Below are 18841 nucleotides of genomic sequence, written 5' to 3' on the forward strand. Positions count from 1 at the left end.
CGAGATACGGCTCCGGGCGACGCACTTTGGGCCGTGTCTCGACTTCGCTCGACACAAACGGGGAGGGGAGTGTCGGCTGGCGTGAAGCCTTCCCCTCGTCACCCTGAACTTGTTTCAGGGTCCACCGTGCGACAAGCAATGTCCGTGCGATTGGAGAGGTGGATGCTGAAACAAGTTCAGCATGACGGGTGGGGGAGATGGCGCGGTCTCGCGGCCTTGCTCGCGCTGCTGCTAGTCTCAATCGGCGCCACTGCCGCACCAGCCCAACGCCAGGGCATCGACGTATCCCACCACCAGGGCCGCATCGACTGGCAGAAGCTGCCGAAACAGGGCGTCTCCTTCGCCTACGTCAAGGCGAGCGAGGGCGGCAGCCACCGCGACCGGCTGTTCGCGGCCAATTGGGCGGACGCGAAGGCCGCGGGCATCCAGCGCGGCGCCTATCATTATTTCACGCTGTGCCGGGCAGGGGCGGATCAGGCGGCGAACTTCATCGCGACGGTGCCGGTGGATGCGGGGGCACTGGCGCCGGCGGTGGACCTGGAATTTCTCGGTAACTGCAATCGCAGGCCGCCGCGCGACGCGTTCCATGCCGAACTGGCGGCCTATCTCCGCGCAGTCGAGGCGCGATACGGCAAGCCGGTGATCCTCTACCTCACCGACGAATTCGAGCGCGCTTACGATGTCAGCGCGCGGGTGAAGCGCCCGCTCTGGCTGCGCAGCCTCGGCACCGAACCCCGCTTCGGCGCGCGGCCGTGGAGTATCTGGCAGCAATCGCATTCCAAGCGGCTGGAGGGCATAGCGACGCCGGTGGACTGGAATGTGATGCGCTAAGATCAACTCCCCTCCCTTCCAGGGAGGGGAGTTGGATGATCATCGCAAAGCACAAAAAAGGCGCGCCCGGTTTCCCGGACGCGCCCTTCTTTACCTTGGTGACGCCGATCAGGTCGCGGGCAGCAGCCGCTTTTCACCCGCGATCCGCATCATCGCCTTCTGCAGCTTGTCGAACGCGCGGACCTCGATCTGGCGGACGCGTTCGCGGCTGACGCCATAGACCTGACTCAGTTCCTCGAGCGTCTTGGGATCGTCCGACAGGCGGCGCTCGGCGAGGATATGCTTCTCGCGATCGTTGAGCGCGGCCATCGCCTCGACCAGCATGTTGTGGCGGACGTCCTTTTCCTCTGCATCGGCGATGCGCTCGTCCTGCAGCGGATCGGTGTCGACCAGCCAATCCTGCCACTGGCCGTCGCCATCCTCGCGCATCGAGACGTTGAGCGAGGTATCGCCCCCCATCGCCATGCGGCGGTTCATGCTCGTCACCTCTTCCTCGGTCACACCGAGATCGGTGGCGATCTTGGCGAGATCCTCGGGCTTGAGGTCACCATCTTCGAACGCATCGAGCTTGGACTTCATCCGGCGAAGGTTGAAGAACAGCTTCTTTTGCGCCGCGGTGGTGCCCATCTTCACAAGGCTCCACGACCGCAGGATATATTCCTGGATCGACGCGCGAATCCACCACATCGCGTAAGTTGCGAGGCGGAAGCCGCGGTCGGCCTCAAACTTCTTCACGCCCTGCATCAGGCCGATATTGCCTTCGGAGATCAGCTCGGCGGTCGGCAGGCCGTAGCCGCGATAGCCCATCGCGATCTTCGCCACGAGGCGCAGGTGCGAGGTCACGAGCCGCGTCGCGGCTTCGGGATCGCCATGCTCCTGATAGCGCTTCGCGAGCATATATTCCTCCTCGGGGGCGAGGAGGGGAAACTTCCGGATCTCGGCGAGATAGCGGTTGAGGCCTGCCTCGCCGCCGAGTGCGGGAATCGTCGCTGGGACGTTCTTGCCGCTTGCCATGATCTTCACTTCACTCCCTGGTCCGCTGATGGGACCGCTTTGAAGGGCCGAATCTTTCCGTACCCGATTGAAACCTTTATAGCGCCAGTTGGCTTAACAGCGCCTGCATGTCGGAAGGCATATTACTGTCGAAGGCCAGCTCTGCGCCACTATACGGGTGTATGAACCCCAGATGGGCCGCATGAAGCGCCTGCCGCCCGAATTCCAAACGGCTGAGCAGGCTACGGTGTTCCGGCCTGATACGTCCGTATACCGGGTCGCCCAGCAGGGCGTGGCCGATAGAGGCCATGTGGACGCGAACCTGGTGGGTACGGCCCGTTTCCAGCCGGCATTCGACCAGCGCCGCCCCTTTTAGCGCGGTGATGAGGCGATAATGTGTCACCGCCCGTTTGCCGCGTCCGTCAGCCACGATCGCCATCTTCTTGCGGTTGGTCGATGACCGCGCGAGCGGTGCATCCACCTTGCCCGACGTGGGGTTGGGCAGGCCCGCGACGATCGCCCGATAGCGCCGGTCGATGCTGTGCGCGGCAAACTGCTTTGCCAGCCCCTCATGCGCGAGATCGGTCTTCGCCGCGACCATCAGCCCCGACGTGTCCTTATCGATGCGGTGGACGATCCCCGGCCGCGCTACGCCGCCGATGCCGGACAGGCTACCGCCGCAATGGTGGAGCAGCGCGTTGACCAAAGTGCCGTCGAGATTGCCGGCCGCCGGGTGGACGACCAGCCCGGCCGGCTTCTCGACGACGATCAGATGTTCGTCCTCATAAGCGATGACGAGCGGGATATCCTGCGCCTCATTTTCCAGCGGGGCGGGCGGCGGCACCACCACGTCATATTCGCTGCCGGGGGCGACCTTGGCTGAAGGATCATTGGCGGGCGTGCCGTCGGAACGGTGGACCTGGCCGTCGTTGATCAGGCCCTTCAGCCGCTCACGCGAAAATTCGGGGAGGGCGACGGCGAGCGCCTTGTCCAAGCGCCATCCCGCGGCCTCTGCCGGTACGATTGCCCTGACTGTCGACACCCCCGCGTCCATCGCCTAGCCATGTGGCGATGGAATTACGGATTGCAAGCGGGGCATATGCGCAAATTCTTCGCCATGCGGCGGCTGACCCCGCACGCGAGGTTTGTGGGCTGTTGTTCGGCGACGATGGGCGAATATCGACGGCTGAACGGACCGCCAACGTCCATCCCGATCCCGCGCGCTTCTTCGAGGTCGATCCAGCGGCGTTGTTCGCTGCGCTGCGTCGCGAGCGGGCTGGTGGGCCGCGGCTGATCGGCCATTATCATTCGCATCCCAATGGCCGCGTCGAGCCTTCGATCGATGATGCCGCTTCCGTCGGCCCGTCTTCCGGCCGGCTGTGGCTGATCGTGGCGCGCGGCGAGATTGCCGCTTTCCGCGCCTGGCAGGGCGGCGAAATCCTTGAGCGTTTTGATCGAGTCGCCTTGGCCGTCATGGACTGAAAGGAGCCGTTCGAACGGCCGGATGCGGCGCGTAGCGCTTGCGTTAACGACGTCCAGCCGCCACAACGGCGCCCTCTTTCGGGGACGGTCCGTTACATGACGAATGCTGTTGATTTCGCTAGCCTGCTCTGTTCGCGCCTTTGCCATGACTTGCTGAGTCCGGTCGGCGCCCTGAATAACGGCATCGAGTTGATGGCGGACGAGACCGACCCCGAGATGCGCGCCCGCTGCCTGGAATTGCTGGCCGAAAGCGCGCGGGCGTCGGCCAACAAGCTCAAATTCTTCCGTCTGGCCTTTGGCGCCGCGGGCGGCTTCGCCGATCAGGTCGACACGCGCGAGGCGCGCGCTGCGATCGAGGGGCTGTTCGGCGGCGACGGCAAGGTGCTGCTCGGCTGGATGGTCAGTGAACCCGCGCTCAGCAAGACCGCGATCAAGGTGCTCTTGAACCTGGCGCTGATCGCCGGCGATGCGCTGGTGCGCGGCGGGCGGCTGGATGTCGGCGCCGAAGGATCGGAAATCGTGATCCGCGCGGAAGGCCCGCGGCTGGTGCTCGATTCCGAACTGCGCGATGCGCTGCTGGGCTGGACGAGCGAGGAGGCGCTGACCCCGCGTGCGGCCGCGGCATGGCTGGTCCATCAGCTCGCCAAGGAAGCCGGCGGATCGGTGCAGGCGTCCGAACCGCAGGACGGCGTCCTCATGCTCGGGGCGACAATTCCGGTGCGTTAATCGCGCCGACGGTAAACCCCTTTTTCACCAGTGCCATGGCAGATCGGCGCTTCCGGTTTTCGGACGGAAGGGCCCGATGGACGATCTGCTGCAGGAATTCCTGGCCGAAACGCGCGAGATGCTCGCCGCGATTTCGGGCGAAATCATCGCCTGGGAGGCTGAACCGGGCGACAAGGCGCGGCTCGATTCGATCTTTCGCTTCGTCCACACCGTCAAGGGAAGCTGCGGCTTTCTCGATCTGCCGCGCCTCGAACGGCTGAGCCATGCCGCCGAGGAAGCGCTGGCCGAAGTCCGCAGCGGCGAACGCCAGCCCGATGTCGCGCTCGTCAATGCTGTCCTCGCCATCATCGACCGGATCAGCGAACTGACCGAAGCGATCGAAGCGGGCGAAAGCCTGCCCGACGAGGATGACCAGCGGCTCGTCGCGGCGCTCGCGCCCGGCGCGGTCGTGGCGTCCGCCGCCGTGCCGCAGGCCGTCACCGGATCGCCGGTGCGCGCGGTTTCGCGCAGCATCCGCCTGCCGATCGACCTGCTCGACCGGATGATGGGTGGCGTTTCGGATATGGTGCTCGCGCGCAACGAGCTTTCCCGCAAGCTGCGCGACTCGATGGTCGATGGCGGCATCGAGGCCGCGTTCGAACGCCTCTCGCTCTGCGTTGCCGAGATGCGTGATGCGATCACGCGCACCCGCATGCAGCGGATCGACCATATCTTCTCGGCGCTGCCGCGGTTGGTGCGCGATCTTTCGGCCGAGCTTGGCAAGACCGTCGCGCTCGAAGTCGATGGCGGCGATGTCGAGCTGGATCGCGAGATGATCGAGATGATCCGCGATCCGCTGACCCACATCATCCGCAACGCGATCGATCATGGCATCGAACCGCCGGAGGATCGCCGCGCGGCGGGCAAGTCGGCGGCGGGCAGGCTTTCCGTCTCCGCCCGCCAGTCCGGTAACCAGATCCTGATCGAAGTGATCGACGATGGCCGCGGTATCGATGGCGACCGGCTGGTGGCCAAGGCGATCGCCGCCGGCATCCTTGCCGCCGAAAAGGCCGAACTGCTGACCTGGCCGCAGAAACTGGCGCTGGTGTTCGAACCCGGCCTGTCGACCGCCAATGCGATCAGCTCGATCTCCGGCCGCGGCGTCGGCATGGATGTGGTGCGATCGAACATCGAGCGGATCGGCGGCCTCGTCGATATCGAAAGCCGCCCGCAGCAGGGCCTGCGCCTGACCCTCCGCGTGCCTTTGACCCTGACGATCATCCCCGCGCTGACCGTGAGCGCCGGTGGCCAGACCTTTGCCATCCCGCGCTCGGCGATCGAGGAGATCGTGCGCGCCTCGGGCGACGGCGTGAAGCTGGAGCCGGTGGGCGGTGTCAATATCGCTGCGATCCGCGGCCGCCGGATGCCGGTGGTGCCGCTGGGGCAGCTCACCAAATCCAAGGGCCGCGCCGTGCGCCCGCCGACTTTGGTGGTGCTGCGGCCCGCCGGCGGATCGCTGTTCGCGCTGTCGGTGGATGCCGTCCACGACCATGAGGAACTGGTGGTGAAGCCCGCCGCGCCCGCGGTGATGGCGACGGGCATCTATGCCGGCACCACACTGCCGGACAATGGCCGGCCGATGCTGCTGCTGGACCCCGCCGGTATCGCCAATGTCACCGGCGTCGCCGCGCAGCAGGTTTCCAATACCGAAACCGATGCGGTGGTCGAGGAAGCGGCGCCGCTGGTGCAAACCTTGCTGTTCCGCGATTCGGACAGGATCGAACGCGCGATCCGTTTGTCCGTGGTCGAACGTATCGAGGAAGTCCCGTCCTCCGCCGCGCGCTTCACTGCGGGCCGGATGCGCATCGCCCACAACGACCAACTCCTGCCGCTGCTCGGCCACGCCAACCCGGCCGATCGCGAACGGCTGCGCGTGCTGCGCATCAGCGATGGCATGACCCAGCTTGCCTACATGATCGACGAGGTGATCGACATCGTCGCGCTGCCGCCGCTCGCCGATGCCGCCATGACGCCAGGCCCCGTCGCGGGCGTGGTAATGGTGGAAGGCCGTCAGGTCGAACTGCTCGATCCGCACTGGCTGCTCGCCGATGCCGCGGGCGGGCTGCCGTCCATGGCTGCGCGGCCGACCTGTCTGCTGGTCAGTGCCGAGGATCGCTGGTCGAGCGAGATATTGCGGCCGCTGGTGGAAGCCGCCGGCTATCGCGTGGTGATGGGCCGCGCGCCTGCCGAACTGCGCCCCGACGTCATCATCGACAGCGACGGTGGGAAGTCCGACGTCGCGGAAGCGGGCGTGCCGGTGGTGCGGCTGCGCACCGCACCGGCGCCGATCAACGCCGCGGACGACAGCATCTATCGTTACGATCGGGTCGGGCTGCTCGCAGCGCTCGGCGGCGTCGCGACGGCACGGAGGTAAGCCATGGAAGCGCTCCACCTGATCGTCGGGATTGCCGGCCAGCGCGTCGCGCTCGCCGCCCGCCATGTCGAATCGGTTGTCGAAATCGATGCGGTGACGCCGGTGCCGCTGGTCGCACCGCATATCGCCGGCCTCGCCGCGCTGCGTAGCCGCGTGCTGACGATCGTCGATACGCTCGCCGCGCTCGATCTCGGCCGGATGGAAAGTGCCGATGTGATGCAGGCGGTGATCGTCACGATCGACGGCCACCTCTACGGCCTGCTGGTCGAAGAGGTCGAGGACGTGATCTCGCTCAACGAGGCACCCGCGCCGGTCTGCGCCGTGCTGGGCGCGGGCTGGTCGCGCGTCGCATCGGGCATGGTCGAAATCGATGGCGATGCGCTGCTCCTGATCGACCCCGCGGCCCTGGTCGCCGGCCCGAGCGCGCTGGCGGCATGAAGCCACGCGTTAACCGACCGCTTACGGCCTTGGCGTTAGGCAAGAATTGCCGACTTTCCGGCACGAGGACAGAAACGTGATGAAGACATGTCTGGTGGTCGATGACTCCAAGGTCATCCGCAAGGTTGCCCGCCATATCCTCGAAACGCTCGATTTCAACGTCGCCGAAGCCGGCGACGGTCGGGAGGCGCTGGCATATTGTCAGGATACGCCGCCCGATGTCGTCCTGCTCGACTGGAACATGCCGGTGATGAGCGGCATGGAGTTTCTCCGCGCACTGGGTGCGGCGGGCGTCGCGCCGCGGCCCAAGGTGGTTTTCTGCACGACCGAGAATGGCGTCGGCCATATCCGTGCCGCGATCGAGGCCGGTGCCGACGAATATGTGATGAAGCCGTTCGATCGCGAGACGCTGGAAAGTAAGCTCCAGATCGTCGGCCTGGCCTGAGCGGTCGCCGCGGTGGCTGCCCTCCTGCCATCCTGGAGCGCCGGTGCGCCCATGACGCATGGGGACCGGCCTATCCGGCTGATGATCGTCGACGATTCGATCGTCGCGCGCACCGTCATCTCCCGCATTCTCGAAGGCCATAGCGCCTTCGAGGTGGTGGCCACCGCCGGCCATGCCGGCGAGGCGCTGGCGCTGCTCGATCGGGTTCGGGTCGATATCATCCTGCTCGACGTGGAAATGCCCGGGATGGATGGGCTGACCGCGCTGCCCGATCTGATCGCGCGCAGCCATGGCGCCCGCGTATTGATCGTTTCCTCCGCCGCGGCCGATGGAGCTGCGGCGACGGTTCGCGCGCTCACACTCGGGGCAGCGGATACCTTGCTCAAGCCCGGCGCGGGCAGCTTTGCCGGTCGCTTCGCCGCGGTGCTGGTGGAACGGCTGCTGAGGATCGGCCACGCCGCTGCCGACGGCACCATCTGCCCCACCAAGATCGCCGAAGTGCCGGGGCAGCAACTTGATGCGCCGATCCCGGCCGCCGTGAGCTGTCTTGCGATCGGTGCGTCGACGGGGGGCTTGCACGCGCTTTCCGATTTCTTCCGCAGCCTGCCTGCCGATTTCGCGGCGCCGATCCTGGTGACGCAGCATCTGCCGCCGGTGTTCATGCCCTACTTCGCGTCGCAGCTCATGGAGATTGCCGGCCGCCGTGCGCAGGTCGCCGAAGACGGGATGCGGCTGCGTCCCGGCGAACTCTTCATCGCACCCGGTGACGGCCACCTTTGCCTGGTCGAACGCGGAGCGAGCATACGCGTGCTGATCGATCGCAATCCGGCGCCGAGCGGCTGCCTGCCTTCGGTCGATCCGATGTTCGCCTCGGTCGCCGCGCATTTCGGGGCGGGTGCCGTGGCCGTGGTGTTGAGCGGCATGGGGCGGGACGGACTGATCGGCGCGCGGGACGTTGCCGCTGCGGGAGGCGAGATATTGGCGCAGGATTCGCGGACATCGGTGGTTTGGGGAATGCCGGGGGCGGTGGCCAATGCCGGGCTTGCCGCGGCGGTGCTTCCGCCCGCACGGATCGCCCAGCGCATCGGCGCACGCAGCGGGCTCGTTTCATGGAACTGAGCCCCGTCGCCATGCGCGCCTTCGCCGGGCTGCTGAAGCAGCGCACCGGCCAGGAACTGGCGGCAAGCCGCCACTGGCGCATCGAAACCGCGCTGAAGCCGCTGCTCAAGGATCGCGACCTGCCATCCTATGAGTCGCTCGCGGCGGGCCTTGCTGATCCGCGCGACGTGCAGCTTGCCGATGCCGTGGTCGAAGCGCTGCTGAACCACGAAACCTTCTTCTATCGCGAGCAGGCGGCCTTTACCCAGTTGATGGACGGCGGGATCGAGGAACTGGCCGCGAGCCGCGCCGGCAGCCGCAAGCTGCGCATCTGGTGCGCCGGCTGCTCGACCGGGCAGGAAGCCTATTCGCTAGCGATGGCCTTTGCCGAGGCAGGCGATCGCTGGCGCGACTGGACGATCGAAATCATCGGAACGGACGTGTCGGCGGGCGTTGTCTCCCGCGCGGCCGGTGGCAGCTATACCCAGTTCGAGATCCAGCGCGGCCTGCCGGTGCGTCAGATGATGCGCTGGTTCGTGCCCGAGGGGGAGGATTGGCAGGCCCGGCCCGAACTGCGCCGCATGGTCCGGTTCGAGCGGCACAATCTGCTGCAATCCGCACCCTTCACCGGCACGGTCGACGTGATCCTGTGCCGCAACGTCCTGCTCTATTTCGCTGCGGAGGAACGGGCACGGGTGTTCGATGGCCTGGCCGGCGCGATCGCGCCTGACGGCCTGCTGATGCTGGGCGCGGGCGAAACCGTGCTGGGCAACACCACCCGGTTCGAGCCGCATCCGGCGCATCGCGGCTTCTATCGCCCGGTGATCTGATCAATGATTGCCCGATCTGAAGGCTTTGCCCGGTAACGAAGCGGCGTTATGGCCCCACCATGACGATCGAGAAAACAGCCGGGCTTTCGCCGCGCGATCTGGTCGTCGCCTTGTTCATCAACCTCACCTGGGGCCTCAACATCATCGCCGTGAAGATGGCGGTGATGGCAACCGCGCCCTTTGCCGCCGGCGGGCTGCGCCAGGCGGTGGTGCTGATTGCCTGCCTGCCATTCCTGCGCTGGGTGCCGGGGCGGATGCGGACATTGTTGCTGCTCGCCTGCCTCAACGGTGCGATCTTCCTGATCTTCACCAACCTCTCGCTGCAGGTGGCGGACAATGTCAGCGCGCTCGCCATCGCCGGCCAGTTGGGCGTGCCGTTCTCACTGATCCTGGGCGTGATCTTCCTTGGCGAGCGGATCGCGGCGGCGCGGATGCTGGGCATCGCCTTGGCCTTTGGCGGGGTCGTACTGCTGGTGTTCGATCCGGGCGTGTTCAACGAATTGCCGGGGCTGATCCTGATGGCGCTGGGCACCTTCACCTGGGCGGTCGGTGCGCTGCTGCAACGGAAGCTCGCGGATGTGCCCGCGCTTACCATCTACGCCTGGATCGGCCTGGGCGGCGTGATCGGGCTGATGCCGCTCAGCATGGCGCTGGAGCCGGGCGCGTTCAACAATCTGCCCAATCTGCAATTGCGGGATATCGGCTGGATTCTCTTTTCCGGCCTCGGATCGTCGGTAGTGGGGCAGGGGGGCATGGCCTGGCTGCTCCAGCGCCATCCGATCTCGACCGTGCTGCCGCTGACCCTGGCCGCACCGGTGATCGCGGTGACGGCCTCGTCCTATTTCTTCGGAACGGTGCTGACGCCGGTGATGATCGCGGGGGGATTGCTGACGCTGACCGGCGTCGTCATCATCACGCTGCGTAGCGCCTGGGTGCGGAGGGGGCAGGAATGAGCGAGATGATCGATTGCCCGTCACCCAACCATGACGATCGGGCACTGCCTGTCACGATGCTGGTGCTGCATTATACCGGGATGGGCGATGCGGCTTCCGCGATCGACTGGCTGACGCGCGAGGAATCCAAGGTTTCGTCGCATTATGTGGTGACGGAGGACGGCCAGGTGCTGAAGCTGGTCGATGAGACGCAGCGCGCCTGGCATGCCGGCCGTTCGCACTGGCGCGGCATCACCGACATCAACTCGGCGAGCGTCGGCATCGAGATCGTCAATCCCGGCCACGAATATGGCTATCGCCCGTTCCCTGAGGAGCAAATGGCGGCGCTGCTGCCGCTCGTGGCGGATATCGTGAAGCGCCATCGGATCGAACGGGCGAACGTCGTCGGCCATTCGGATATCGCACCGACCCGCAAGGTCGATCCGGGCGAACTGTTCGATTGGGATCGGCTCGCCCGGCACAAGCTGGCGCTCGCGCGGCCGCGGACGAATCTTGCCGATCCGCACTGGACGGATGCGGGCTTCCTGCTCGCGCTCGATCGCTTCGGCTATGATGTCAGCGACGGGCCGGCCGCGGTTCGCGCTTTTCAGCGCCGCTTCCGGCCCGAACTGATCGACGGGATCGCCGATGGCGAGAGCAGGGCCATCCTGCTCTCATTGCTCCTTGACCGCGAACGCGGCCGGGACTGAATTACTTGGCGGCGTCGGAGACGGTCCTGCCGACCGACTCTACGTCGCGGCCCATGCCTTCCACGGTATTGCAGGCGGCGGCGCCAAGGCAGGCGATCAGGATCAGCGCGCACTTCAGGGTCTTCGACGTCAACTTCGTATCTCCACGATCTGGTTTCGCCGCCGGTCCTACAACGGTGACGGCGGCGGAGACAATCTTGCTCTCGCCCACTTTGCTGCTATCTGAACCGCGCCAGGGGGCCGGGCGGCCGCCGGTCTCCGTTCGCGGAGGCGGGAGGAAAGTCCGGGCTCCAAGAAGCAACGGTGCCGGGTAACGCCCGGCGGCCCCAGCGAAGGCTGGGGTTAGGGAAAGTGCCACAGAAAGCAGACCGCCCGGCGGGCTTCGGCTCCGGGTAAGGGCGAAAGGGTGCGGTAAGAGCGCACCGCGGGCCGGGCAACCGGAACGGCATGGCAAACCCCACCGGGAGCAAGACCGAATAGGGACGGCATATGGGCTCGCTTCGCCCCGTCGTCCGGGTTGGTTGCTTGAGGCCGCGGGCAACCGCGGTCCTAGAGGAATGGTCGCCCATCCAGTTTCGGCTGGTGGACAGAACCCGGCTTACAGGCCCCCTGGCATTTTCTCTTCGATCCGCCATGGATCGTTCAGGCGCTCCGCACTACATGGGCCCCATGGCGCGTTCGTCTCGATCAAATGACTGGGGGTTTCCTCGCTGGCGTGGCTATGGCTCCGAAAGGGGCGCCGCGAAGGTGCGGATGTGTGATCGCCATGGCTGCGACCAGCCGGGCGATCGCCCCGCACCCAAATCCCCCAACAGCCCGGGACGCTGGTATTTCTGCGAGGAACATGCCGCGGAATACAACCGTAACTGGAACTATTTTGAAGGGCTGAACGCCGAGGAAGCGGCCGCCCGCGAAGCGAAGGAGCGGCGCGAGGCTTCGGGTTATGCCGATTCCAAGCATTATGCCTGGGGCGGGCCGGGCGACGGCACCCGATCGCGCGATGAGATGCGGGCGCTGGCCGTGCTCGATCTTGAGTCGGATGCCGATTTCGACGCGATCAAGGCGGCGTGGCGCAGGCTGGCCAAGGCCAACCATCCCGATGTGAAGCCCGATGATGCCGAAGCCGCCACGCGCTTCCAGGCGATCCAGGCCGCGTTCGAGGTGCTGCGCAAGGCAGAGGAACGGCGCGCGGCGTGAAGGCTCACGTCCGGTCCGACTGGCGGGGTGCGATCCTGGTCTGCCGCAAATGCGGCAAGAAGGCCGGCGGCGGCTTCGGCCCCAAGGGCAAGACCAGTCTCACCAAGGCTCTGCGCAAGGAAATCGGCGGCGGCAAGGGTCGCAAGGCGAAGATCGGTGTGGTCGAGGTCGGCTGTCTCGGCGTCTGCCCGAAACATGCCGTGACGGTGGTCGACACGCGCCGGCCGGATGAGTGGCTGATCGTCAAGGCGGGCACGGCGGTTGAGGATGTCGCAGCAGAACTGAAGCGCAACGAACCCTAATCGTCATCCCAGCGAAAGCTGGGATCGCGTTGTTCTGGACGCCGCGCTTCGTCACGAGATCCCAGCTTTCGCTGGGATGACGTGTGAGGCTTGGGGTTACTCCTCGAACTCTTCCGGAAGCGGTTCCTTGCCCGAGATGCGCTTCGCCAGTTCCTCGGCCTGAGGGACGGTGAAGCCGCCGGAGATGGTGAGCACGCCGGTGGTGATCGGTTCGGCGATGGTGGGCGACGCGATCATCTTGCCGTCCAGCGTCACCGTGATCGGCTTCGACAGGTTGGCGCGCGTCAGCGCTTCGAGACGCTTGGCGGCGGCTGGCTCGAAAGTAAGCATGATGCCCGCCGTGCCGTCCAGTTCGGGCTCGGCGCGGGCGTCGAGGATGTCGGCCTGCTGGAACGGCTTGTCGCCGATCGCGAAGCCGCCGCCGCTGGCGGCCGTCAGCAGCAGCGCGCCGATCGTGAGAACAATGGGCTTCACGCCTCGGCTCCATAGCGTTCGGCGGTGGCGCGGATCAGCGCGATCATGTTCGGAATGCCTTGGGTGCGGTTGGAACTGAGTTGGTTCCTGAGGTCGAACGGGGCGAGAGCCCCTTCGATATCGGCGGCCTTGATCTCGGCCGGCGTGCGATCCTGCACGGTCAGCAGCACCAAAGCGATGATGCCCTTGGTGATCGCGGCGTTGGAATCGGCCAGGAAATGGAGCCGTCCGTCCTCCAGCCGGGTGGGGTAGACCCACACCGCCGCCGAACATCCCCTGACCAAGGTCGCGTCCGTCTTCAGCGGATCGGGCATCGGCTCCAGCGCGCGCCCAAGGTCGATCAGCAGGCGGTAGCGGTCGTCGGCGTCGAGGAATTCATATTCCTCCAGGGCATCGGAAATCGTGGTCGGTGCGGTCATGGCTGGCCGCTATCATAAGCCGGCGGCCGTGCGAAGCGAATGCAGCTTGGGACCAAATTAGCCGCGCTTGGGGGCTGCCGGCGTCAAAGGTCGACGCCGGCGGCAATCGCTTCAAGCTTGCGGACGCGTTCCTTGAGATCGGCAAGCTCGATCCGCGAGGCGGGTGAGGGGGCCGCGGCGTGCGCCTGATCCTCGCGCCGGCTGTCGATCTGCATCCGCTGCAGGTCCAGCCAGCCGCGCCAGCCCTTGAGCATGGCCTGGGTCAGGATGACGAGGCCGGCAAGCCCGGCGGCGGCGATGGTGAGCCAGAATGTGGGTTCGGCCATGACCGGATCTCCCATTTCAGTCGCGGTGGCGCAGCGCTTCGATCTCGCGATCGAGGGCGACGCCCCGGTTGGTGTCGGTGGCAATGCGTTCGAGGACGGCGACGCGTTCCTTGAGCGCCTTGATTTCTTCGCGCAGGCGGTCCGCATCGGGATCGCGCATCGGCAGCTCGTTGCCGTCCTTATCCTTGCGGACGCCGTAGCGGGCGCGCATCACGCCGGCGAAGGCGACGATGGCAACGATCAGCACGACCATTTCAAACGGGTTCATTACAGCCTCCCTGAGGGCTTCAATTTGGTGTCAGTTGGTGGGGCCGCGCAGCGCGTCGATCTCGCGATCGAGGCGGTAGCTGGCGTCCGTCACGATCCGCTCCACCGTGGCGAGCCGATCCTTGATCGACCCGAGTTCGGCGCGGAGCTGGGCATTCTCCGTGGAGAGAAGACGGATACGTTCCGCCACTTCCTCATCCATGCCCTTGGGATAGACGGCCTGGCCCCATGCATTTTCAAGCGGATAGCCGTTCTTCACGCGCAGCCAGGTGGTAATGACCCAGCCGGCCACGCCGAGGATACCGATGATACCGACGACGGGCGCGAATTCGGCAATGAAGGCAAGTTTAGAGGGTTCCATCCCTTGTTCCTCTCTATTGCCCGGCCGCGATCTTCGCCTTTTCGACGAACCGCAGGCCGGGTTCGATCAACGCAGATTCTCGATCTCGTCGCTCAGGCGGCTCGCTCTGTCGGTGACGATTCGTTCGAGCACCGCGATCCGCTCCTCCAGCCGGAGGATCTGGTCCTTGAGCTGGCCATTTTCGGCCGAGAGGAGTTCGATCTTGCGATCGGTGTCGGGACCCGCGCCTTTATGGGCGATGCCACCGAACTCCCCTTCCACCGGATAACCATGTCTGGCGCGGATCCAGGTGCTGATCAGCCAGCCGCCATAGCAGACCGCCATGATGGCGATGACGGATATCGGCGATCCCCAGCTCATGTCCCTACTCCCTTGTTTCGTCTCTTGCGGACGGTGATCAGCGCAGGCTGTCGATTTCGTCCGCCAGGCGGCGGTTGTGGCTGGTCACGTAGATCTCGACGTCGGCGAGGCGGCGGTCGATGTCGCGGAAGCGGCTGCGAACGTCGCGAACCGAGGCCGAGGGCTTGGCGCGGACGCCCTGCCAGAACTTCGCTTCTTCGGGATCGTCATAGAATTCGCGGGGCTTGTTGTTCGCCACCCAGCCGGTGATGAAATAAGCGATCACGGTCCAGGGGAAGCCGCCGAGAACGGTGAGCAGCACGGTGCCCACCCGGACCAGCGTGACATCGACCCCGGTATAATCGGCGATGCCGGAGCAGACGCCCATCATCTTGCCGTGGCGCTTGTCGAGATAGAATTTGGTGCGGCGTGCGGACATGGTTTTTCCCTCCTGTTTGGCGGCAGCTGGTCAGCGATGACCGCCGCGGCGCCAGTTTTCGATGCGCTCGGGCTCGTCGGCCCGGCGATATTCCCGTTCGCGATCCCCTTCGCGGTCGTCGGGCAGGCCGGGACGGAAGTCGGGATTGTCGGCGGCGATGATCCGCTCGATCGAGCGGAGCCGGTCGTCCAGCCGACGGGCGGTGTCGTGGAGCTCGTCGAGGAGGTTTTCGTCCTCGATGCTGAGGCTGCTCGAGCGCTTCCATTGGGTGACATAGTGGAAGATCACCCAGGGCAGCCCGATGAAGAGCATGCCCACGATGGTGATGGGGAGGAGGACGTCTTCCATCATCGGATCAGCCCTCCTGCTTGCCGGCGGCCTTCGCCTTCAGCGCGGCCAGTTCGGCCTCGACCTTCTCGGAAGAGCGCAACTCGGCGATCTCTTCTTCCAGGCTCTTGGGCGCGGCGCCCATGCCGGCGGCTTCGGCGCGACCTTCCGCCCAGTCGACGCGACGTTCCAGCATATCGAAGCGGCTGAACGCCTCATCGACCTTGGGGCCGGAATGCAGTTCGCGCAGGCGATAGCGGTTGTTCGCGCTTTCGATGCGGGTGACAATCGAATTCTGGCGGGCGCGTGCCTCGCGCAGCTTGCCCTGCAGCTTGGCGATATCGGCTTCCGAAGCCTTCAAGCTTTCGTCGAGCACGCCGATTTCGTCATTGAGCTGTTCGGCGAGATCTGCCGCCTTCTGCTTTTCGACCAAAGCGGCCTTGGCGAGATCCTCGCGGCCCTTGGACAAAGCAAGCTCGGCCTTTTCGACCCAACCGGCCTGGACGCCTTCGAGCTTGGTGATCTGGCGGCGCATCTCCTTCTGGTCGGCGATGCTGCGCGCGGCGGATGCCCGAACCTCGACCAGCGTCTCCTCCATTTCGAGGATGATCATGCGGATCATCTTCGCCGGGTCTTCCGCCTTGTCGAGCAAGTCGGTGACGTTCGCGGCGATGATGTCTCTGGTGCGGGAGAAGATTCCCATTTCAATACTCCTTCAGGCAACTCTGTGTCGTTGGGGCGGCCGGGGCGGGTCTAAGGGAAACCCGCCCCGGCCGGTTACGCCGTTCAGCCGATCGGCAGCGCGGCGGTCTCGATCTGCTTGGCCTTCTTCTGCACCGAGGCGAGGCGTTCGGCCACCTGGCGTTCGCGGGCTGCATAATGCGGGTTGGCGGCGCTGCCGAAGCTGACCTGCATCTTCATGATCTGCGCTTCGCCGCGCAGCCCTTCCGGCAGGGCCGGGTAGGCGATCGCGTTGGCGACGCGGACTGCTTCACGGTCGATTGCGCTGCTGCCGCTGGACTTGGCGACCTTGGCGCCGTCGAAGTTGCCGTTCGCGTCGAAGGAAAGCTTGACCGTGGCAGCCTTGGCTTCACCGCGATAGCTGGCGGGTGCACGCAGGTTGGCGTCGATCTGCTGGTTCACGTCACGCTGCCAGTCACCGACGGTGAGCGGGGCGTTGGGTTCGGCCGCACGGGCCGGGCCGACCGCGCCGATGACGCAGGCGGCGGAGAGCAACAGCGCGCCGGCCGAGGAAACCGCGATACGCTGCAAGTCGATGGCGTCGAAGCTGAGCATGATAACCTCCCTGAACCTTGTTCCTGGCGTACTTGCCGGGGTTGCCAACATGGATTGCAGGAGGCGTGCCAATTGACGTGAGTGGCGGAAATCCACCATTTTTGGCGTAGCGATTGGGGCTTGGCACGATTTACGGTTGCCAATGTTTGGGAAAATACGCCAAATATAAGCGAGGGAATTTTTCGAGGCCTGCGGATGGATCGCGACAACCAGTTCATCGGCCAGTCGATGGCCTTTCTCGACTCCGTCGAGCGGGCGAGCCGGGCGGCCGCGCTCAACCGTCCCGTGCTGGTGATCGGCGAGCGCGGCACCGGCAAGGAACTGGTCGCCGAGCGCCTCCACCGCCTGAGCCCGCGGTGGAGCGGGCCGCTCATCACGCTCAACTGCGCGGCGCTTCCCGAAGCGCTGATCGAGGCCGAACTGTTTGGGCATGAGGCAGGCGCCTTCACCGGCGCGACCAAGGCGCGGGCAGGGCGGTTCGAGGAAGCGGACGGCGGCACGCTGTTTCTCGACGAACTCGCCACCATGTCTTCGGGCGCGCAGGAGCGCCTGCTGCGCGCGGTGGAATATGGCGAGGTGACGCGGATCGGTTCCAGCCGGCCGGTGCAGGTGGACGTCCGCATCGTCGCGGCCACCAACGAAAATCTTCCGTCGCTGGTGGAACAGGGGCGGTTCCGCGCCGATCTGCTCGACCGGCTGAGCTTCGAGGTGGTGACGTTGCCCCCATTGCGCGTGCGCGAGGGCGACGTGCCGGTGCTGGCCGATCATTTCGGCCGGCGCATGGCCTCCGAACTCGACTGGCCCTATTGGCCCGGCTTCGGCATCGCGGCCGCTGAGCAGCTTCTTGAGCATGACTGGCCGGGCAATGTCCGCGAGTTGCGCAACGTCGTCGAGCGCGCGGTCTATCGTTGGGATGATCCCGAGAGGCCGGTCGATTCCATCCAGTTCGATCCGTTCGAGTCACCTTGGCGGCCGCGGGGTGTGGCCGCGAAGCGCCAGGCCGAGGCGGCGGATGCGACGCCGATCGTCGTTGCTGCTCCGCCCGCCGCGGCAACGCCCGCGACAAACTATGATTGCGATGATTTCCGCGTCGCCTGCGATGCGCATGAAAAGGCGTTGCTCGAAGCTGCGCTGCGGCGTTGCCGCTTCAATCAGCGGGCGACGGCGGTGGCGCTCAAGCTCACCTATGATCAGCTTCGCCATGCCCTTCGACGGCACGAATTGCTCGATCGCCGGGCGGATTGATGCACGGGGCTGTCATGCTGAACTTGTTTCAGCATCCATATGAGGCCGTTCGAAAATTGATCGCCGCGCCCGCAGCAGTCGGTTCGCATGGACCCTGAAACAAGTTCAGGGTGACGGTAGGAAGCGCGGTTAACGCGGCTTCCGATCGAACTGATTTCGCGATCGAAATTTCTTGTCAGCAGATCAAGAAAATTACGGCGACAAATCTCCGAGCGGTTCGTTAGAGGGTCCGTGCGTCACACCCCCGGAGGTAATAATGGCTTTCTCTCTTCCCCCGCTGCCGTTCGATAAGTCCGCTCTGGAGCCGCACATGTCGGCCGAGACGTTCGACTATCATCATGGCAAGCATCACAAGGCCTATGTCGACAAGGTCAATGGCTGGATCGACGAGAAGGGGCTCGCCGGCCTGTCGCTGGTCGACGTGACCAAGAAGGCCAAGGACACGGGCGACAAAGGCCTGTTCAACAATGCCGCGCAGATCTGGAACCACACCTTCTTCTGGAACAGCCTCGCGCCCGCCGGCTCGACCAAGCCGTCCGCCAAGCTGCAGGGGCTGATCGACGCGGGCTTCGGTTCGACCGATGTCCTGATAGAAAAGCTCGCGGCCGAGGCCGTGGGCCATTTCGCCAGCGGCTGGGCGTGGCTGCTGCTGAAGGACGACAAGCTGGTCGTCACCTCTTTCCACGATGCCGATACGCCGATTGTGCATGATGCCGGCGCGCCGCTGCTGACGCTCGATGTGTGGGAACATGCTTATTATATCGACTATCGCAACGCCCGGCCGAAGTTCGCCGAAACGGTGCTCAAGAACATCGTGAACTGGGACTTCGTTTCGCAGAATCTCGACGGACAGGGCGTTTCCCGCGCCGACGAGAAGCAATAAGCCTACGCCTGAACCTGTTATAAACAGGCGATAAAGCAGCAGTTCACTCTTCTTCCGCCAGCTTCACC

The 18841-nt window shown here is 65.4% G+C and carries 27 protein-coding genes and 1 other RNA gene; 15 read left to right on the top strand and 13 right to left on the bottom strand.

All coding sequences use genetic code 11. The features are described 5' to 3' along the window. Positions 1–162: 162 nt before the first annotated feature. Positions 163–831, top strand: coding sequence for a GH25 family lysozyme (locus ACFB49_RS00810; protein ID WP_380874831.1), 669 nt, complete (start codon positions 163–165; stop codon positions 829–831). A gap of 108 nt (positions 832–939) precedes the next feature. Here the strand turns inward: ACFB49_RS00810 and rpoH are convergent, their stop codons facing one another. Together rpoH and ACFB49_RS00820 are read right to left on the bottom strand one after the other, a co-directional pair. After that, positions 940–1845, bottom strand: coding sequence for an RNA polymerase sigma factor RpoH (rpoH, locus tag ACFB49_RS00815; protein WP_380879791.1), 906 nt, complete (start codon positions 1843–1845; stop codon positions 940–942). A 76-nt stretch (positions 1846–1921) separates the two neighbouring features. Then, complete coding sequence (locus ACFB49_RS00820) at positions 1922–2878, bottom strand: RluA family pseudouridine synthase (RefSeq protein WP_380874832.1); 957 nt, start codon at positions 2876–2878, stop codon at positions 1922–1924. Between the two features lie 17 nt (positions 2879–2895). Here ACFB49_RS00820 and ACFB49_RS00825 point away from each other — a divergent pair, with 17 nt between their 5' ends. The 9 genes from ACFB49_RS00825 to ACFB49_RS00865 all read left to right on the top strand — a co-directional run bounded on the left by ACFB49_RS00825 (position 2896) and on the right by ACFB49_RS00865 (position 10898). After that, complete coding sequence (locus ACFB49_RS00825; protein ID WP_380874834.1) at positions 2896–3306, top strand: M67 family metallopeptidase; 411 nt, start codon at positions 2896–2898, stop codon at positions 3304–3306. A 96-nt stretch (positions 3307–3402) separates the two neighbouring features. Further along, positions 3403–4032, top strand: coding sequence for a histidine phosphotransferase family protein (locus tag ACFB49_RS00830; protein WP_380874835.1), 630 nt, complete (start codon positions 3403–3405; stop codon positions 4030–4032). A gap of 76 nt (positions 4033–4108) precedes the next feature. After that, positions 4109–6445, top strand: a complete 2337-nt coding sequence (locus ACFB49_RS00835) for a chemotaxis protein CheA (RefSeq protein ID WP_380874837.1) — start codon at positions 4109–4111, stop codon at positions 6443–6445. Between the two features lie 3 nt (positions 6446–6448). Continuing rightward, positions 6449–6883, top strand: a complete 435-nt coding sequence (locus ACFB49_RS00840; RefSeq protein ID WP_380874839.1) for a chemotaxis protein CheW — start codon at positions 6449–6451, stop codon at positions 6881–6883. A 79-nt stretch (positions 6884–6962) separates the two neighbouring features. Then, on the top strand, positions 6963–7328 hold the full coding sequence (locus ACFB49_RS00845) for a response regulator (RefSeq protein WP_380874840.1): 366 nt from the start codon (positions 6963–6965) through the stop codon (positions 7326–7328). Positions 7329–7379: 51 nt separating this feature from the next. Continuing rightward, positions 7380–8447: a chemotaxis-specific protein-glutamate methyltransferase CheB gene (gene cheB, locus ACFB49_RS00850; RefSeq protein ID WP_380874842.1), complete on the top strand. Its 1068-nt coding sequence runs from the start codon at positions 7380–7382 to the stop codon at positions 8445–8447. After that, on the top strand, positions 8438–9256 hold the full coding sequence (locus ACFB49_RS00855) for a CheR family methyltransferase (protein WP_380874843.1): 819 nt from the start codon (positions 8438–8440) through the stop codon (positions 9254–9256). Before cheB ends, ACFB49_RS00855 begins: the two co-directional genes overlap by 10 nt. 59 nt (positions 9257–9315) lie before the next feature. Further along, entirely contained in the window at positions 9316–10209 is an 894-nt protein-coding gene (locus ACFB49_RS00860) for a DMT family transporter (protein ID WP_380874845.1), read from the top strand. Continuing rightward, positions 10206–10898, top strand: coding sequence for an N-acetylmuramoyl-L-alanine amidase (locus tag ACFB49_RS00865; protein WP_380874846.1), 693 nt, complete (start codon positions 10206–10208; stop codon positions 10896–10898). Before ACFB49_RS00860 ends, ACFB49_RS00865 begins: the two co-directional genes overlap by 4 nt. A 1-nt stretch (position 10899) precedes the next feature. On the opposite strand, the gene ACFB49_RS00870 is transcribed toward ACFB49_RS00865, so the two are convergent. Next, on the bottom strand, positions 10900–11031 hold the full coding sequence (locus tag ACFB49_RS00870) for an entericidin A/B family lipoprotein (RefSeq protein WP_380874848.1): 132 nt from the start codon (positions 11029–11031) through the stop codon (positions 10900–10902). 99 nt (positions 11032–11130) lie between these two features. On the opposite strand from ACFB49_RS00870, the gene rnpB reads away from it, so the two are divergent. From rnpB to ACFB49_RS00885, 3 genes are all read left to right on the top strand, one after another. Then, positions 11131–11515, top strand: an RNA gene (gene rnpB / locus ACFB49_RS00875) — RNase P RNA component class A. A gap of 52 nt (positions 11516–11567) precedes the next feature. Beyond that, positions 11568–12095, top strand: a complete 528-nt coding sequence (locus ACFB49_RS00880) for a J domain-containing protein (RefSeq protein ID WP_380874850.1) — start codon at positions 11568–11570, stop codon at positions 12093–12095. Further along, on the top strand, positions 12092–12397 hold the full coding sequence (locus ACFB49_RS00885) for a hypothetical protein (protein WP_380874851.1): 306 nt from the start codon (positions 12092–12094) through the stop codon (positions 12395–12397). The genes ACFB49_RS00880 and ACFB49_RS00885 overlap by 4 nt, the downstream gene beginning before the upstream one ends. 96 nt (positions 12398–12493) lie before the next feature. Here the strand turns inward: ACFB49_RS00885 and ACFB49_RS00890 are convergent, their stop codons facing one another. From ACFB49_RS00890 to ACFB49_RS00935, 10 genes are all read right to left on the bottom strand, one after another. After that, the gene (locus ACFB49_RS00890; RefSeq protein WP_380874853.1) at positions 12494–12871 is read right to left on the bottom strand and encodes a hypothetical protein; all 378 of its coding nucleotides are present in this window, start codon (positions 12869–12871) and stop codon (positions 12494–12496) included. After that, complete coding sequence (locus ACFB49_RS00895) at positions 12868–13290, bottom strand: SufE family protein (RefSeq protein WP_380874855.1); 423 nt, start codon at positions 13288–13290, stop codon at positions 12868–12870. The genes ACFB49_RS00890 and ACFB49_RS00895 overlap by 4 nt, the downstream gene beginning before the upstream one ends. Before the next feature lie 83 nt (positions 13291–13373). Then, positions 13374–13616 (bottom strand): hypothetical protein, encoded by a 243-nt coding sequence (locus ACFB49_RS00900; protein WP_380874857.1) that lies wholly within the window; start codon positions 13614–13616, stop codon positions 13374–13376. Between the two features lie 16 nt (positions 13617–13632). Next, positions 13633–13884 carry a hypothetical protein gene (locus ACFB49_RS00905; protein ID WP_380874859.1) on the bottom strand — a complete coding sequence of 84 codons (252 nt, stop codon included), beginning with the start codon at positions 13882–13884 and terminating at the stop codon, positions 13633–13635. A gap of 30 nt (positions 13885–13914) precedes the next feature. Then, the gene (locus ACFB49_RS00910) at positions 13915–14244 is read right to left on the bottom strand and encodes a hypothetical protein (RefSeq protein WP_380874861.1); all 330 of its coding nucleotides are present in this window, start codon (positions 14242–14244) and stop codon (positions 13915–13917) included. Positions 14245–14310: 66 nt separating this feature from the next. Next, positions 14311–14604, bottom strand: a complete 294-nt coding sequence (locus ACFB49_RS00915; RefSeq protein WP_380874862.1) for a hypothetical protein — start codon at positions 14602–14604, stop codon at positions 14311–14313. 37 nt (positions 14605–14641) lie between these two features. Continuing rightward, positions 14642–15022, bottom strand: a complete 381-nt coding sequence (gene pspC, locus ACFB49_RS00920; protein ID WP_380874864.1) for an envelope stress response membrane protein PspC — start codon at positions 15020–15022, stop codon at positions 14642–14644. Between the two features lie 30 nt (positions 15023–15052). Beyond that, positions 15053–15370 carry an envelope stress response membrane protein PspB gene (gene pspB / locus ACFB49_RS00925; RefSeq protein WP_380879793.1) on the bottom strand — a complete coding sequence of 106 codons (318 nt, stop codon included), beginning with the start codon at positions 15368–15370 and terminating at the stop codon, positions 15053–15055. A gap of 7 nt (positions 15371–15377) precedes the next feature. Then, complete coding sequence (gene pspA, locus ACFB49_RS00930; protein ID WP_380874865.1) at positions 15378–16052, bottom strand: phage shock protein PspA; 675 nt, start codon at positions 16050–16052, stop codon at positions 15378–15380. Positions 16053–16135: 83 nt separating this feature from the next. After that, positions 16136–16645: an energy transducer TonB gene (locus ACFB49_RS00935; RefSeq protein WP_380874867.1), complete on the bottom strand. Its 510-nt coding sequence runs from the start codon at positions 16643–16645 to the stop codon at positions 16136–16138. 195 nt (positions 16646–16840) lie between these two features. On the opposite strand from ACFB49_RS00935, the gene pspF reads away from it, so the two are divergent. Continuing rightward, complete coding sequence (pspF, locus tag ACFB49_RS00940; protein WP_380874868.1) at positions 16841–17890, top strand: phage shock protein operon transcriptional activator; 1050 nt, start codon at positions 16841–16843, stop codon at positions 17888–17890. A gap of 256 nt (positions 17891–18146) precedes the next feature. Continuing rightward, a complete protein-coding gene (locus tag ACFB49_RS00945; RefSeq protein WP_380874870.1) occupies positions 18147–18773 on the top strand; it encodes a superoxide dismutase in 627 nt (208 codons plus the stop codon). The last annotated feature ends 68 nt before the right edge of the window (positions 18774–18841 follow it).

The organism is Sphingomonas sp. DBB INV C78, assembly GCF_042693015.1.
Lineage (GTDB): Bacteria > Pseudomonadota > Alphaproteobacteria > Sphingomonadales > Sphingomonadaceae > Sphingomonas_E.